The organism is Xanthobacter pseudotagetidis (assembly GCF_043194795.2).
Taxonomy (GTDB): Bacteria; Pseudomonadota; Alphaproteobacteria; order Rhizobiales; family Xanthobacteraceae; genus Xanthobacter; species Xanthobacter tagetidis_A.
The window spans coordinates 2,514,699-2,528,463 of the sequence record NZ_CM195534.1; the positions used below are offsets into that span (position 1 = coordinate 2,514,699).

Genomic DNA, 13,765 nt, shown 5'->3' on the forward strand with positions numbered 1-13,765 from the left:
CTGCGAGCCCTCCCGGCTCCCGCCTGCGTGCCCCGCACCCCTGACGGGGCGGGGCACGCGCCTTCGCCGTTTGATCACCCGCCTGATTTGCGCGATTGATTGTCGAGATGCCGGAGGCCCGCGTCCCGCGCGGTCCCGAGGCATCGGGAGGAAGGGCGAGACGCCGGCCGATTGAGGCTCGGGCCGATCGTCTTTCGAGGACGACCTTTGTCGCGTGACGGCGAGGGTCCGAGATCGACGGTTTCCAAGCCCATGACCACCGCTGCCGTTCCCGCCGCCGCCGAAGACATCGCTTTCAGCCCGCACCTCGCCGGCGCCTCCATCCTGGTGGTGGACGACGAGCCCGGCATGCGGAACTTCCTGGTGCGCATGCTCTCCACCCGGTGCCGCCACGTGGCCGAGGCGGGCGACGTGGCCGGCGCCTCGCGGCTTCTGGAGGCGACGCCCTTCGACCTCATCATCCTCGACAACGTGATGGCCGGGCGCACCGGCCTCGAATGGCTGGAGGACCTGCGCGGCTCGGGCTTCTACCGCGAGGTGATCCTCATCACCGCGTTCGCCGACCTCGACACCGCCATCAAGGCGCTGCGCGCGGGGGCGGCGGACTTCGTGCTGAAGCCGTTCCGCTCCAACCAGATCCTCAACGCCATCGCCCGCTGCCTCGACCGGGCGCGGCTGATGCGCGAGAACTTCGTGCTGCGGCGCGCGCTCAACGCGCTGCCCGGCGGCGCCGCGCACATGATGGCGGGGGAGAGCCCGTCCACCGGCGCCGTGCGCGCCATGATCGAGCGGGTCGGCCCCATGCCCACCACGGTGCTGGTGACGGGCGAATCCGGCACCGGCAAGGAGGTCACCGCGCGCGCGCTCCACGCGGTCTCGCCGCGGGCCGGCAAGCCGTTCGTGCCGGTGAACTGCGCCGCCATCGCCCCCGAGATCATCGAGAGCGAATTGTTCGGGCACCTGAAGGGCGCCTTCACCGGCGCCGCCTCCTCCCGCGAGGGTCTGTTCTTCTACGCCCAGGGCGGCACGCTGTTCCTCGACGAGGTGGGCGAGCTGCCGCCCGCCATGCAGTCGAAGCTCCTGCGCGTGATCGAGGACAAGAAGGTGCGCCCGGTGGGCGCGGAGCGCGAGATCCCGGTGGACGTGCGCCTGGTCGCCGCCACCAACGCCAACCTCACCGAGCAGGTGGCGGCCGGGCGCTTCCGACAGGATCTCTACTACCGGCTGAACGTGGTGAACATCCATCTTTCCCCGCTGCGCGAGCGGGCGGCGGACGTGGCGCCGCTGGCGCGCCTGTTCATGGCCGAGCTGAGCGCGCTGCTGGGCGTCGCCCCGCTCGACCTCACCGACGGCGTGCTCGGCGCGCTCGCCCGCTATCCATGGCCCGGCAACGTGCGCGAGCTGCGCAACGTGATCGAGCGCTCGCTGATCCTCGGCGACTTTCCGCGCGACGTGGTGCCGGACGACGACGCCCAGGAGGACGAGGAGGCCTTTCCCCAGGCGCTCGACGCGGTGGAGAAGGCGCACATGCTGAAGGTGCTCGGCGAGGCCGGCGGCAACCGGGCCGAGGCCGCGCGCCGCCTCGGCGTCTCGCGCAAGACGCTGGACCGCAAGCTGAAGGCCTGGAATGGCTGAGGCCGCCGATCCCGCCGCCTCCGGCGGGGTGCTGCGGCGCCTGCGCTCGGTGCGGGTGCGCCTGCTCGCCATCGCGCTCCTGCCGACGCTCATCATCCTGCCGGCGGTCCTGGGGCTGGTGGTCACCTGGTGGACCCGGCAGTTCGACAACCTGCTCATCTCCAAGGTGACGGGCGACCTCACCATCGCCCGCCAGTATCTCGACCGCCTCATGGAGCGCTCCGACGAGAAGCTGCACGCGCTGGGCGATTCGGTCGCCTTCGCCGACATGGCGCAGACCGGCGACGCGGCGGCGATGGCGGAGTTCCTGGAGACGCGGCGGCGCGCGCTGGGGCTCGACTTCCTCTATCTGCTTGACGCCGACGGCCGGCGCATCGCCGCCGCCCCGGCGAGCGCCAAGGGCGGCGCCAGCGGCGAGCTGTGGCCGGTGGAGCGGCGCGCGCTGGACGGGGAGGCCTCCACCGAGATCGACATCTTCGGCGCCGCCGAGCTCGAGCGCCTGTCTCCGGACCTTGCGCGGCGCGCGCACATCGCCCTCGTTCCAACGCCCGGCGCGGCGCCGACCGCGCGCGCGGCAGAGGACCGGGGCATGGTGGTGCAGTCGGGCACGCCGGTCGTGCTGCCCCCGGGCGCGGCGGGCGGGCACGGCGCGCTCATGGGCGGCACGCTGCTGAACCAGAACCTCGACTTCATCGACACCATCAACGACCTCGTCTACGGCTCCGGCAGCCTGCCCGAAGGCTCGGCCGGCACCGCGACGCTGTTCGTGGAGGACGTGCGGGTCTCCACCAACGTGCGGCTGTTCGAGGGCCGCCGGGCGCTCGGCACCCGCGTCTCGCAGGAGGTGCGCGACGCGGTGCTCGGCCAGGGCCGCGTGTGGCGCGACCGCGCCTTCGTCGTCAACGACTGGTACATCTCCGCCTACGAGCCGGTGGTGGACAGCCGCGGCCGGCGCATCGGCATGCTCTATGTGGGCTTCCTGGAGGCGCCGTTCCTCGCTTTGAAGCGCACCAGCCTGATGGCGGTGGGCGTCGGCTTCCTGCTGGTGGCGCTGGTGGCGATCCCGGTTCTGCTGCGCTGGTCCGCCGCCATCTTCCGGCCCATCGAGGCGATGAACGCCACCATCGCCGAGGTGGAGGCGGGCCAGCTCTCCGCCCGCACCGGCGTCGCCGCCACCGAGGACGAGATCGGCCGCGTGGCGCACCATCTCGACGCCATGCTGGACCTGCTCCAGCAGCGCGACGCCGAGCTTCGGCGCTGGACCGAGGAGCTCGACCGCCGCGTCGCCGAGCGCACCGCCGAGCTCAGGGCGGCCAATGCGGAGCTGGCGGAGACCCAGCGCCAGCTCGTGATGTCGGAGAAGCTCGCCGCCATCGGCGAGATCACCGCCGGGGTGGCGCACGAGATCAACAATCCGGTGGCGGTGATCCAGGGCAACCTGGACGTGGCGCGCGAGGTTCTGGGGCCGGCGGCGGCGCCGGTCAGGACCGAGTTCAACCTCATCGACCAGCAGGTGCACCGCATCACCATCATCGTCTCGAAGCTGCTGCAGTTCGCGCGCCCCGCCGAGTTCGCCGGCCATCTCGACCCGGTGGCGCCCCGCGAGGTGGTCTCGGATGCCCTGGTGCTGGTGCAGCACCTGCTCTCGCGCAGCGAGATCGCCGTGGTGCGCGCCGACGCCGCGCGGCGCCTGGTGCTGATGAACCGGGTGGAGATGCAGCAGGTCCTGATCAACCTGATGGTCAACGCGATCCATGCCATGCCCGATGGCGGCACCTTGATCCTGCGCACCATGGATGCCGCGCACAACGGCCAGCCGGGCGTCCAGGTGGAGGTGGAGGACACGGGCGCGGGCATCCCGCCCGGGCGCATCGAGCGGGTGTTCGACCCGTTCTTCACCACCAAGCCGCAGGGCGGCACCGGCCTCGGCCTGTCCATCTCCTACACGCTGGTGGAGCGGGCGGGAGGCACGATGGCGGTCTCGAGCCCGCCGGGCCGGGGCGCCTGCTTCTCCTTCTGGCTGCCGCAGGCGCCGGCTCAGCCGGCGGGGTAGAGCGGATCGATGCGGGCGCGGCGCGCCCCGCGCCCGGCCTTGCGCCGGGCCGCCTGCTCGGCGCGGAAGGCGGAGAGGAAGTCGCGGCCCTTCCAGGCCGGGGCCTCGGCGCGGTAGAGCGCGTGGTAGAGATCGCGCACCGCATGGGCCATGCGCGGCGTGCGCAGGCCTTCGGCGCCGGGCGCGAGGCGCAGCCAGACGAGGAAGGCGGCATGGGCGCCGGGCGCGTCCGCGTCCTTGCAGGCGCGGATCAGCGCCGCCTCGGCGGCCTCGGCGCTCGCGAACGGGCGGGCGGGCGACCGCGCCGGCCGCGGGGCTGGAGCGGGCGCGAAGCGCCGGCCCGTGGGACCGGCCGCCGCAGCGCGGGCCGCGCGGCGGCGCGCCGTTCGCCGCCGCAGCACCAGGGCGGCCAGCGCCAGGAGGAGGATGGCCGCGGCGGCCGGCCAGGCATAGACCGGCACGCGGTCGAGCATCTCCGCGAGGTCGGGGCCGGGCGTCTCGGGCGGCGTCTGGGGCGCCTCCGGCGCGCTTGCGGGCGGCGCGGCGGAAGCGGCCGGCGCCGCGGTGCCGGCGCCGAAGGGGGTCGCGCCTCCTTCCGGCGCCACCTCGAGCGTCACTGGCGGCAGCGTCGCCCGCTCCTGGCGGCCGGCGGCGACGTTCCACCAGCCCACCTCGACAGCCGGCAGGGTGAAGGCGCCCGGGCGGGTCGGCACGACGGAAAGGGTCTGCACCAGCTCCGCGCCGCTCTCGCCGTCGAGCGTGACGCGGCCGGTCTGGCTGTCGTCCTGGTACTGGCGCACGCCCTCCACGTCCGCCACCGGCAGCGGCGGCAGCTGGTTGGGGCTCGCGCCCCGCGCCTTGAGGCGGATGGTGCGGGTGAGCGTCGCCCCCACCTTCGCCCGCTCCGGCGGCGCGGACCATTGCTGCGTCAGGCTGACCGAGCGCGCCGGCAGGAACCAGCCTTCGGCCCCCTCGGGGCGCGGCTTCACGTCGATGGTGACGGGGCGCGCCTGGAGCGCCATGTCCTCGCTCTGGAGCGTGGGGATGTTGCCGCGGCCGAGCAGGTTCGGCATCGCCGAGGCGGCGGGATTGGTGCGCGCGGGCAGGGTGACGTTCACCGTCAGCGGCTCGATCTCGATCCGCCCGCTCTTCTGCGGCTGCATCAGGAAGCTCTGCTCCACGACGCCGTAGCGCTTGCCGCCGATGGTGCGGAAATAGACCCGCTGCTTGCCTTCCGGGGTGAAGGAGGCGCCGTCCGCCTTCAGCTCGCCGAAGCGCCCGGAGCGCATGCCGACGCTGTCGAAGATGCGGATCGCCACCGGCACCAGGCTCTGGGCGTAGGGGCCGACGTCGCCGGCGTCGACGCGCGCGAACAGCGGCTGGTCGTCGGCGGGCGGCTCCACGGGCACGGCCGGCACCACCTGGACCTTGAGCGGCGCCGACGTCTGCCCCTTCACGGTCAGGCCGGGCACGGTGAGGACGCCGGTGCGCTTCGGCGCCAGCGTCATCACCCACTCGTTCACGTCCACCGGCCGCCCGCCCACGTCGTCGGTCCGGCTGCGGCGGGTGCGGTCGACGATGTCGAAATCCCGGGTGAGGGGGGAGAGGTCCGGCGGCTCGCGGCCGTCGCCGCCGGAGAGGCTGAGCACGTAGTTGAAGGTCTCGTTGGCGCCCATGAAGTCGTGGTCCACCGCGCCGGTCAGCAGGGCGGCGCCGGTGGCGGGGGCGGCGAGGAGCACGAGGCCGAGGGCGAGCGCGCGCGCGGCGGCGCAGGCGAGGGGAAAGGCGCGGCTCATTGCGGCACCGGAGCCGGCGGGGTGCCGAAATAGTGGTTGCGGATGCGCGCGCGCAGCAGGCCGACCGGATCGTCCGGGACCATGCGCAGCATCTGCTCCTTGGTCTGGTCCTCCTCGGCCTTGGCGCGCGCGAGCGCCGCCGCGGCGGCGGGGGGCGGGGCCTCGGGCGGCGGCGCCTGCTGCGGCTGCGGCGCGGGCGGCTGCGGTCCCGCCTGCCGTCCGGGCGGCGGCGGAGGGGGCGACGGCGGCGTCTGCCCGCCGGCCTTCTGCGGATCGGGCTTCTGGGGCTCGGGCTTGGACGGCTCCGGCTTGGACGGCTCCGGCTTGGGCGGGGCCTGGTCCGCCTGATCCTTGCCGGGGTCCTTCTTGTCCTGATCCTTCCGGTCGTCCTTGTTCTTGTCGTCGGCCTTCGTGTTCTGGGGCGGCTCGGGCGGCTTCCGGTCCCCGCTCTGCTTCTGCTGGTCCTGTTCCTTCTTATCCTGGTCCTGCTTGCCCTGGTCCGGCTTCTGCTGGCCGTCCTTGCCTTGCTGGTTGTTCTGGCCTTGCTGGCTGTCCTTGCCCTTGTCCTTATCCTGGCCGCCGCCCTGGGACTGATCCTTGCCCGAACCGCCGCCCTCGCCTTGCTGCTGCTTCTGCTGCTCCTCCTTTTCGAGCAGCTTGCGCAGGAGCTCGCGGTTGTAGGCCGCGTCCTGGTGCTTCGGGTCGGCTTCCAGCGCCGTGTCGTAGGCGGCGATGGCCTCTTCCAGCTTGCCGGCGCGGGCGAGCGCGTTGCCGCGGTTGTAGTCGCCCCCCGGAATGCGGGCGTAGGCGTCCGCCGCCGCCGCATAGTCCCCGGCGCGGTAGAGCGCGCCGGCGCGCCAGGCCGGGTCCTCGAAATGCCCGGCGGCGGCCGCATAGTCCTGCCGGGCGAAGGCGTCCGCTCCCTGCTGGTCCGGGGTCCGCCACAGGTCGCGCCAGCCTTCGGCGGAAAGCGCGTCGGCGGCGCGCGCCTCCCGCCCCAGCGGCGCGCCGAGCAGCGGCAGCGCCGCCAGCAGCACCGCGATCCAGCCGCGCCGGAAGGCGAGGGGGGCGATGAGCAGCACGCCGAGCAGCAGGAACGGCCCCATGTCCTCCCACTGGTCGGCGCTGAGGCCGCTCTGCTTCAAGAGGTCCTCCACCGGCCGGCCGAGGCGCGCCGCATAGATGCGGTCGAGGTCGGCGCCGTCCACCCGGGCCGGAGTGAACGCGCCGCCGCCCGCCGCCGCGACCCGGGCGAGGCCGGCGGCATCGAGGCGGGTGGTGACCGCCGTGCCTTCCTTGGTCCGCAGGGCGGTGCCGTCATAGATCAGGTACGGCGTCTCGGCCTCGCCGCCGACGCCGATCACGCTCACCTGGTAGCCCGCCTTGGCGGCCGCCGCGGCGGCCGCCTCGGTGCGCTTGGCATCGTCGCCGGCGCCATCGGTGATGAGCACGATCCGGCCGGCGGGGGCGTCGGCGCCCTGGAGCAGCTCCACGGCCTTGGCGATGGCGAGGTCCGGCCGGTCGTTCAGCACCGGCATCAGGTCGGTGGCGAGCTCGGGCACCATCAGGCCGATGACGCGGGCGTCCTCGGTGAGCGGGGCGGCGACGAACGGCCGGTCCGAATAGATCACCAGCCCCATCTGCCCGCCGCGCATGCGCCTCAGGATGTCCTCCACCTTGTGGCGGGCGGCGCCGAAGCGCGTGGGGCTCTGGTCCTGCGCGTTCATGGACTGGGCGAGGCTGAGCACGATCACGGTCGGATCGAGACGGTCGAGCGCCGGCGTCGGCAGCTGGCGCCAGGCCGGGCCGGCCATGGCGAGGCTCGCCAGCACCCAGCCGGCGAGCAGCACCGCCACCGGCCATTTGCGGGTGCCGCGCTCGGCGCCCAAGGCGAGGTGGCGCAGCAGGTGGGCGTCCACGAGCGTCGCCCAGGCATTGCCGCCGGTGCCGATGCGCCGCCAGGCGAGCACCGCCAGCAGCGCCGCCGGCACCAGAGCGAGCAGCCATTCCGGCCGCAGGAAGTGGAAGCCCGCCGGGATCATGGCCGCGCGGCCTCGGCCGGTGCCGGCGCGGCCTCGGCCGCCGGGCGCCCCGAGAGGCGCGGGCGGGCGAGGACGGCGGCGAAGGCCAGGCTCAGCACCAACGCGGCCCCCAGCGGCCACTGGAACAGCGACACGGTGGGGGTGAGATAGAGCGGGTCGCCCGCCACCGGCTCCATGCGCTGGATGTCGTCATAGATGGCGGCGAGGCCGCGCCCGTCGCGGCCGCGGAAATAGCGCCCGCCGGTGAGGTCGGCGATCTGCTGCAGCGCCTCCTCGTCGAGGTCGGCGGACGGGTTGACGATCCTCTGGCCGAAGCCGAGGCCGCCCGGCATGCGGTCGGCGCCGACGCCGATGGTGTAGATCTTGACGCCGGCCTGCCGCGCCAGCCCCGCCGCGTCGATGGGATCGAGCATGCCGGAATTGCTGGCGCCGTCGGTGAGCAGGATCAGCACCCTTTGCCCTTCCGGACGGGTGCGCAACGTCTTCACCGCCAGCGCGATGGCATCGCCGATGGCCGTCTCCGGGCCGGCGAGGCCGATGGCGGAGCCGGCGAGCAGCTCGCGCACCACCTTGCGGTCGAAGGTGAGCGGCGCCTGCAGATAGGCCCGGCTGCCGAACAGGATCAGGCCCACCCGGTCGCCCTTGCGGCGGGCGAGGAACTCGTCGACCACCGACTTCACCACGGTGAGCCGGTCCGCCACCAGCGCCCCGCCGAGGGCGAGGTCGTCCCGCGCCATGGAGCCGGACAGGTCCACCGCCATCATCAGGTCGCGCCCGGCCACCGGGATCGCCACCGGCTTGCCGAGATAGGCCGGGCGGGCCGCCGCGCTCACCAGCAGGCCCCAGATGAGCCACAGCAGCAGGAGGCGCAGCGCCCTGGCGCGGCGGGCGCCGCGCGTGGCGAGGCCGGCGGCGGCGAGGTCGTCATAGAACGGAACCCGGAGCGCGCCGGAGCGCGGCTGCCGGGTGCGCGGCATCAGCCAGCGCATCAGCAGCGGCAAGGGCAGGAGCGCGAAGGCCCAGAGCCACTGGAACGCGATCATGCGTTGCTCCGGAGCCAGCGGCGCACGCTTCTGACCACCAGCGCCCGGTCGACGCTGTCGGCGTCGGGCAGCCCTGGCGGCAGATAGGGCGCGTCCGCGAGGAACGCGTGGACCTGCTCCGGCATGGCGCCCTTGCCCTCGCCGAGCAGGCGCCGCCAGTCCGGACCGGTCAGCGCCGCGGCCTGCGGACGGCCCTCGCGCGTCACCAGCACCCGGCGCATGAGGAGCGCCGCCTCGGCGGCCACCGCCCGGGCGTCGGCGAAGCGGTCGCGGTCGCGGGCGATGGCGTCGAGCGCGCGCGCGGCCTGGTAGGCCAGCGTCTGGCGCCGGCGCCATTCGAGCAGCGCCGCGATGGCGGCGAGAACCACCATGAGGCCGGCGAGCATCCACCAGCCGGGCGCGAGCGGCCACCAGCCCACCGGGTCCGGCAGATGGATGTCGCGCAGCGCCGACATGGGATCGAACGCCGCGTCGCGGTCGAATACCGGCGCCGTCGGCTGGCCGAAGGGCGAGGAGAACGGCGTGTCCGTCATGCCGCCGGGCTCCGCGCCGGCGCGCGGGCGCGCCCCATGCGCTCGGGGTGGAGCGCCTCCTTCAGGTCGCAGCCGGTCTCCAGCGGCACGAAGGCCATGCCGCGCTGGTGAGCTGCGTGCTCGACCGCGGCCCGGCGCGCGGCGAAGCGGCGGGCGTAGTCCTCGCGCGTCGCCGGCCGGTCGGCGTCGAGGGTGGCGACGGCGGAGCCGTCCGAGATCGGGTAGGCGCCGCGCTCGGGCATGGCCGCCTCCAGGCGGTCATGGACGAACAGGTTCGCCACCTGGGACTGAAGCGCGAGGCGGCCGAGCTCGCGCGCCGCCGCCTCGTCGAAGTCGTGGAAGTCGCTGACGAGGAAGATCAGCGTGCCCGGCCGCGCCGCCGCCCGCAGCCGCAGCAGCGCGTCGGCAAGGCGCGGCTCCTCCTTCGGCGCCGGCCGGCCGAAGCCCTCGCGGGTGCCGTCGGCGAGCGCCTTCATGAAGCGCAGCAGGCCGGTGCGGCTGCGCTCCGGCCGGTGGGAGGCGACCGAGAAGGGCGTCATCACCACCCCGCCCACCCGGTCGCCCTCGGCGGCGCAGGTCCATCCCAGGATCGCCGCCGCCCGCGCCGCCAGCACCGACTTGAAGCAGTCGCGCGTGCCGAAGCGCATGCGGGCGCGCATGTCGGCGAGGATCAGGACCGGCCGCTCGCGCTCCTCCTGGAACAGCTTGGTGTGGGTGCGCCCGGTGCGGGCGGTGACGCGCCAGTCGATGGTGCGGATGTCGTCGCCCGGCTGATAGGCGCGCACCTCGTCGAACTCCATGCCGCGGCCGCGGAAGGTGGAGCGGTAGCCGCCGAGCTGGCGCGTGCGCACCCGCGTGCCGGGCGAGAAGCTGCCGCCGTCGCCGCCGGGACGGGCGGCGATCAGCTCGTCGAGCCCGGCCACGAGGCCGTAGGAGGCGGTCTTGCGGATCTCGCTCATCGGCCCCCGCGCCTTGCGCTCAGCCCACCGGCACGCGGGCGATGAGCAGATCGAGGAACCGGTCGGTGTCGAGCCCGTCGGCCTGCGCCTCGAAGGTCAGCAGCACCCGGTGGCGCAGGGTCGCCTTGGCGATCGCCTGCACGTCCTCGGGGGTGACGTAGTCGCGCCCGCGCAGCCAGGCGTGGACGCGGGCGCAGCGGTCGAGGGCGATGGTGCCGCGCGGGCTGGCGCCGAAGGCCACCGTGCCGGCGAGCTCGTCGCCGTAGAGCTCGGGGTTGCGGGTCGCGAACACGAACTGGAGCAGATACTCCTCCACCGCCTCCGACATATAGGTGGCGAGCGCCTGCTGGCGTGCCGCGAAGATGGTGGCCTGGGGCAAGGGCTCGCCGAAGGAGACCACCTCGCCGGTCTGCTCGCCGCGCACGAGGCGCAGGATCGCGCGCTCGGCGGCGAGGTCCGGATAGCCGAGCTTCACCTGCAGCAGGAAGCGGTCGAGCTGCGCCTCGGGCAAAGGATAGGTGCCCTCCTGCTCGATCGGGTTCTGCGTCGCCATGACGAGGAACAGCTTCGGCAGGGCATAGGTCACCCCGCCCACCGTCACCTGACGTTCCGCCATGGCCTCCAGCAGCGCCGCCTGCACCTTGGCGGGGGCGCGGTTGATCTCGTCGGCGAGGATGAAGTTGTGGAACACCGGGCCGGGCTGGAAATTGAAGCTGCCGTCCTCGGGCCGGTAGATGTCGGTGCCGGTGAGGTCGGAGGGCAGCAGGTCGGGCGTGAACTGGATGCGCTGGTCGTCGCAGTCGATGGCCTTGGCGAGCGCCTTGATGGCCTTGGTCTTGGCAAGGCCCGGCGCGCCCTCCACCAGGAGGTGGCCGTCGGCGAGCACCGCCACCAGGAGCAATTCGACGAACGCCCGCTGGCCGAGGATGCAGCTGTTCATGTGGTCGGCGAGCCGCAGGAAGGCGCGCCGCAGGCCCTCGGCGTCATGTGACGCAGCGGCACGGGCGGCGTCGCGGGCGAAGGCGGGGTCGTGGCTCGAATTCATCGTGCGGGTCTGGTCCAGCGGAAGAGGGCTCCGGTCGCAGAGCTTATACCGCCACAAGCGGGGCGCCGCGCAAGCCGCCGCATCGTTCGTGAGACACCCGGCTCAGCGGAACTGCCCTTTTGTCGCGGTTCCGTGGCCGAATTCGGTCGGCGGGCCGGAAAAACGCGGGCCCCTGCGCGCCGGCAGGCCATCCCGCGTCCCGTCTCCCAGGCTCATCGTGCTGCGCTTGGGGCGCGACGGCCTTGACCGGGCGCGCGATCGTCCGGCGATGGGCAGCGCTGCCGCCAAGCCGTCGATCGGGATGATCTGGACCGGGATGATGTGGAAGATGGCTCCCCGAGCAGGACTCGAACCTGCGACCATTCGATTAACAGTCGAACGCTCTACCAACTGAGCTATCGGGGATCAGGCCGCTCGCGGCCGAGGCGCGCCATATAGCAACGGCGCGCCGGAATGTGAAGCGCCACGGCGATCTTTTTCCCGCCCGCGACAGGGCGCCGCCCTCGGAGGCGGCGCAAACCCGCATGCCGCCTCGGATGGTGCTTCGGCGCCGCGGCGGCGCCGGCGCCTCAGGCGCTGGCGCGCGTCTGGGGCGCCGCTTCCGCCGCCTCGCCGCCGGCCTGGGCGGTGATCTCGTGGGCGAACTGGGCGTAATAGAGCCCATAATAGCGCCCGCGCCTGGCCAGCAGCTCCTCGTGCCGGCCGCTCTCGACCACGCGGCCCGCCTCGACCACGCAGATGCGGTCGGCCTTGACCACGGTCTGGAGGCGGTGGGCGATGACGATGGTGGTGCGCGCGTGCTGCAGCTCCTGCAGCGCCCTCTGCACCTCGGCCTCCGATTCGCTGTCGAGAGCGGCGGTGGCCTCGTCGAGCAGCAGGATGGGGGCGTTCTTGAGGAAGGCGCGGGCGATGGCGACGCGCTGGCGCTGGCCGCCGGAAAGCTGGGTGCCGTGTTCGCCCACCGCGGTGTCGTAGCCGTGCTCGAACGACATGATGAAATTGTGCGCGTGGGCGGCCTTGGCGGCGGCGACGATCTCCTCCTCGCTCGCGCCCGGGCGGCCGAAGCCGATATTGTCGCGGATCGTCCCCGAGAACAGGTAGACGTCCTGGCTCACAAGGGCGCTCGCCGCGCGCACCGAGGTGCGCGTCACGGCGCGCAGGTCGATGCCGTCGAGGGTGATGGTCCCCTCCTGGGGGTCGTAGAAGCGCTCGATGAGATTGATGATGGTGCTCTTGCCGCCGCCCGACTGGCCCACCAGCGCCGTGGTCTGGCCCGGCTCGGCGACCAGCGACAGCCCGCGCAGGACAGCCTCGTCCTTGCGGTACCCGAAGACGACGTCCTTGAACTCGATCCGCCCCCGGGGATGCTCCAGCGCCGGGGTGCCCGGCGCGTCGCGTTCGGCGGCCGGGGTGTCGAGCAGCTGGAACAGCATGCGCGCGCCCATGATGTGGGGCACGATGTCCACGTGCAGCCGGGCGAGGCGCTTGGCCGGCTCGTAGGCGAGCAGCAGCGCGGTCAGCACCGAGAAGAACTGGCCCGGCGAGCGGTTCGCCACGATCACGTTGTAGCCGGCATAGAGGATGACGCCGCCGATGGCGAGGCCGCCCAGCGTCTCCATGAGCGGGCTCGACTTCGCCTGGGTGCGGACCAGCCGGTTGCTGGCGTGCTCCACCTGGTCGATGAAGGCGTGGGTGCGCCCGCGCATCTGTTCTTCGAGCGTGTAGGCCTTCACCGTGCGGATGCCCTGGAACACCTCGAGCGCGATCGAGGACAGCTTCACGCCCGAGGTGAAGCCGGTGGTGAAGATGTGCTTCGACTTGCGGATGAGCATGCGCGTGCCCAGCACCGCCGCCGGCATCACCACCAGGGCGACCACCGCCAGGAACGGGTCCTGGGCGATGGCGACGCCCGCCAGCATCACCAGGGAGAGCGCATCGCGCCCCATGGAGGAGATGACCAGCTCCAGGCTGCCGCGCGCGCCGTTGGCGCCGGCATTGAAGCGCATGCTGGTCTCGGCCGTGTGGCGCTGGGCGTAGTAGGAGACGTCCTGGTGCAGGAGCTGCTCGAAGGCGCGCTTCTGGTTGTCGGCGACGATGCGGTTGCCGACGCGCGCCATGGTGATGACCTGGCCGTAGGCGGACGCGCCCTTGATGATGGACAGCGCCATGACCGCGAGCGCCACGCCCCACACCGCCTCCGGGGTGGGGGTGACGAAGATCGCGTCCACGGCGTCCTTCATGAGATAGGCGAGGGCGGCGGTGCACGCGCCCATGGCGCCCATCATGAGGAAGGCGAGCGCATAGCCCTTCCAGTGGTGGCGCCCGTCCTGCAGCAGCAGGCGGCGCAGCACCTCGACAGTCTCGTCGCGATCAAGCCGGGGCTTGGAGCCGGCAGGCTGCTTCGGGTTCATTCCCATCTCCGGCGGCGCGCGCACGCGGGCCGCTCCGTGGCCGTTGAAGACCTCCGGCGGCGCCAAGTCAATGTCGGCCGCGGGCAGCGGTCCGGCGCGGGCACGGGTGCGGACGACAAAAGCCCAGGCACGCAAATGGGTTGGCGCAAGCGGATCGGGTGCGGTGCAGCAACGATCGGGAGGGTGCTGAAGCCCGGCTGCAACGCGCCGCACGGCGCTTTTGCCGGGGCCGGGGGTGCTCACGCAGG

9 protein-coding genes and 1 tRNA gene are annotated in these 13,765 nt (G+C 73.1%); 2 read left to right on the forward strand and 8 right to left on the reverse strand.

Annotated elements, in window-relative coordinates; all coding sequences use genetic code 11:
* Window positions 1-252 precede the first annotated feature (252 nt).
* Both V5F67_RS11480 and V5F67_RS11485 read left to right on the forward strand, forming a co-directional pair.
* The gene (locus tag V5F67_RS11480) at window positions 253-1,635 is read left to right on the forward strand and encodes a sigma-54-dependent transcriptional regulator (RefSeq protein ID WP_394017704.1); all 1,383 of its coding nucleotides are present in this window, start codon (window positions 253-255) and stop codon (window positions 1,633-1,635) included.
* On the forward strand, window positions 1,628-3,688 hold the full coding sequence (locus V5F67_RS11485) for a sensor histidine kinase (RefSeq protein ID WP_394017703.1): 2,061 nt from the start codon (window positions 1,628-1,630) through the stop codon (window positions 3,686-3,688). The genes V5F67_RS11480 and V5F67_RS11485 overlap by 8 nt, the downstream gene beginning before the upstream one ends.
* Here V5F67_RS11485 and V5F67_RS11490 read toward each other — a convergent pair.
* The 8 genes from V5F67_RS11490 to V5F67_RS11525 form a co-directional block, all read right to left on the reverse strand.
* Window positions 3,673-5,484, reverse strand: a complete 1,812-nt coding sequence (locus tag V5F67_RS11490) for a BatD family protein (RefSeq protein WP_394017702.1) — start codon at window positions 5,482-5,484, stop codon at window positions 3,673-3,675. The genes V5F67_RS11485 and V5F67_RS11490 overlap by 16 nt on opposite strands.
* Entirely contained in the window at window positions 5,481-7,526 is a 2,046-nt protein-coding gene (locus tag V5F67_RS11495; RefSeq protein WP_394017701.1) for a VWA domain-containing protein, read from the reverse strand. The genes V5F67_RS11490 and V5F67_RS11495 overlap by 4 nt, the downstream gene beginning before the upstream one ends.
* On the reverse strand, window positions 7,523-8,569 hold the full coding sequence (locus tag V5F67_RS11500; protein ID WP_394017700.1) for a vWA domain-containing protein: 1,047 nt from the start codon (window positions 8,567-8,569) through the stop codon (window positions 7,523-7,525). The genes V5F67_RS11495 and V5F67_RS11500 overlap by 4 nt, the downstream gene beginning before the upstream one ends.
* Window positions 8,566-9,102, reverse strand: a complete 537-nt coding sequence (locus V5F67_RS11505; RefSeq protein WP_394017699.1) for a DUF4381 domain-containing protein — start codon at window positions 9,100-9,102, stop codon at window positions 8,566-8,568. The genes V5F67_RS11500 and V5F67_RS11505 overlap by 4 nt, the downstream gene beginning before the upstream one ends.
* Window positions 9,099-10,061 carry a DUF58 domain-containing protein gene (locus V5F67_RS11510; RefSeq protein WP_394017698.1) on the reverse strand — a complete coding sequence of 321 codons (963 nt, stop codon included), beginning with the start codon at window positions 10,059-10,061 and terminating at the stop codon, window positions 9,099-9,101. The genes V5F67_RS11505 and V5F67_RS11510 overlap by 4 nt, the downstream gene beginning before the upstream one ends.
* 19 nt (window positions 10,062-10,080) lie before the next feature.
* Complete coding sequence (locus V5F67_RS11515; protein WP_394017825.1) at window positions 10,081-11,001, reverse strand: AAA family ATPase; 921 nt, start codon at window positions 10,999-11,001, stop codon at window positions 10,081-10,083.
* 434 nt (window positions 11,002-11,435) lie between these two features.
* Window positions 11,436-11,511, reverse strand: a tRNA-Asn gene (locus tag V5F67_RS11520).
* A 164-nt stretch (window positions 11,512-11,675) separates the two neighbouring features.
* The gene (locus V5F67_RS11525; RefSeq protein WP_394017697.1) at window positions 11,676-13,517 is read right to left on the reverse strand and encodes an ABC transporter ATP-binding protein; all 1,842 of its coding nucleotides are present in this window, start codon (window positions 13,515-13,517) and stop codon (window positions 11,676-11,678) included.
* Window positions 13,518-13,765: the final 248 nt, after the last annotated feature.

What these genes read in the sequence shown, in the direction of transcription:
- V5F67_RS11490 (WP_394017702.1), bottom strand. Translation starts at nt 5,484, where the DNA reads ATGAGCCGCGCCTTTCCCCTCGCCTGCGCCGCCGCGCGCGCGCTCGCC.
- V5F67_RS11515 (WP_394017825.1), bottom strand. Translation starts at nt 11,001, where the DNA reads ATGAACAGCTGCATCCTCGGCCAGCGGGCGTTCGTCGAATTGCTCCTG.
- V5F67_RS11505 (WP_394017699.1), bottom strand. Translation starts at nt 9,102, where the DNA reads ATGACGGACACGCCGTTCTCCTCGCCCTTCGGCCAGCCGACGGCGCCG.
- V5F67_RS11510 (WP_394017698.1), bottom strand. Translation starts at nt 10,061, where the DNA reads ATGAGCGAGATCCGCAAGACCGCCTCCTACGGCCTCGTGGCCGGGCTC.
- V5F67_RS11480 (WP_394017704.1), top strand. Translation starts at nt 253, where the DNA reads ATGACCACCGCTGCCGTTCCCGCCGCCGCCGAAGACATCGCTTTCAGC.
- V5F67_RS11500 (WP_394017700.1), bottom strand. Translation starts at nt 8,569, where the DNA reads ATGATCGCGTTCCAGTGGCTCTGGGCCTTCGCGCTCCTGCCCTTGCCG.
- V5F67_RS11485 (WP_394017703.1), top strand. Translation starts at nt 1,628, where the DNA reads ATGGCTGAGGCCGCCGATCCCGCCGCCTCCGGCGGGGTGCTGCGGCGC.
- V5F67_RS11495 (WP_394017701.1), bottom strand. Translation starts at nt 7,526, where the DNA reads ATGATCCCGGCGGGCTTCCACTTCCTGCGGCCGGAATGGCTGCTCGCT.
- V5F67_RS11525 (WP_394017697.1), bottom strand. Translation starts at nt 13,517, where the DNA reads ATGAACCCGAAGCAGCCTGCCGGCTCCAAGCCCCGGCTTGATCGCGAC.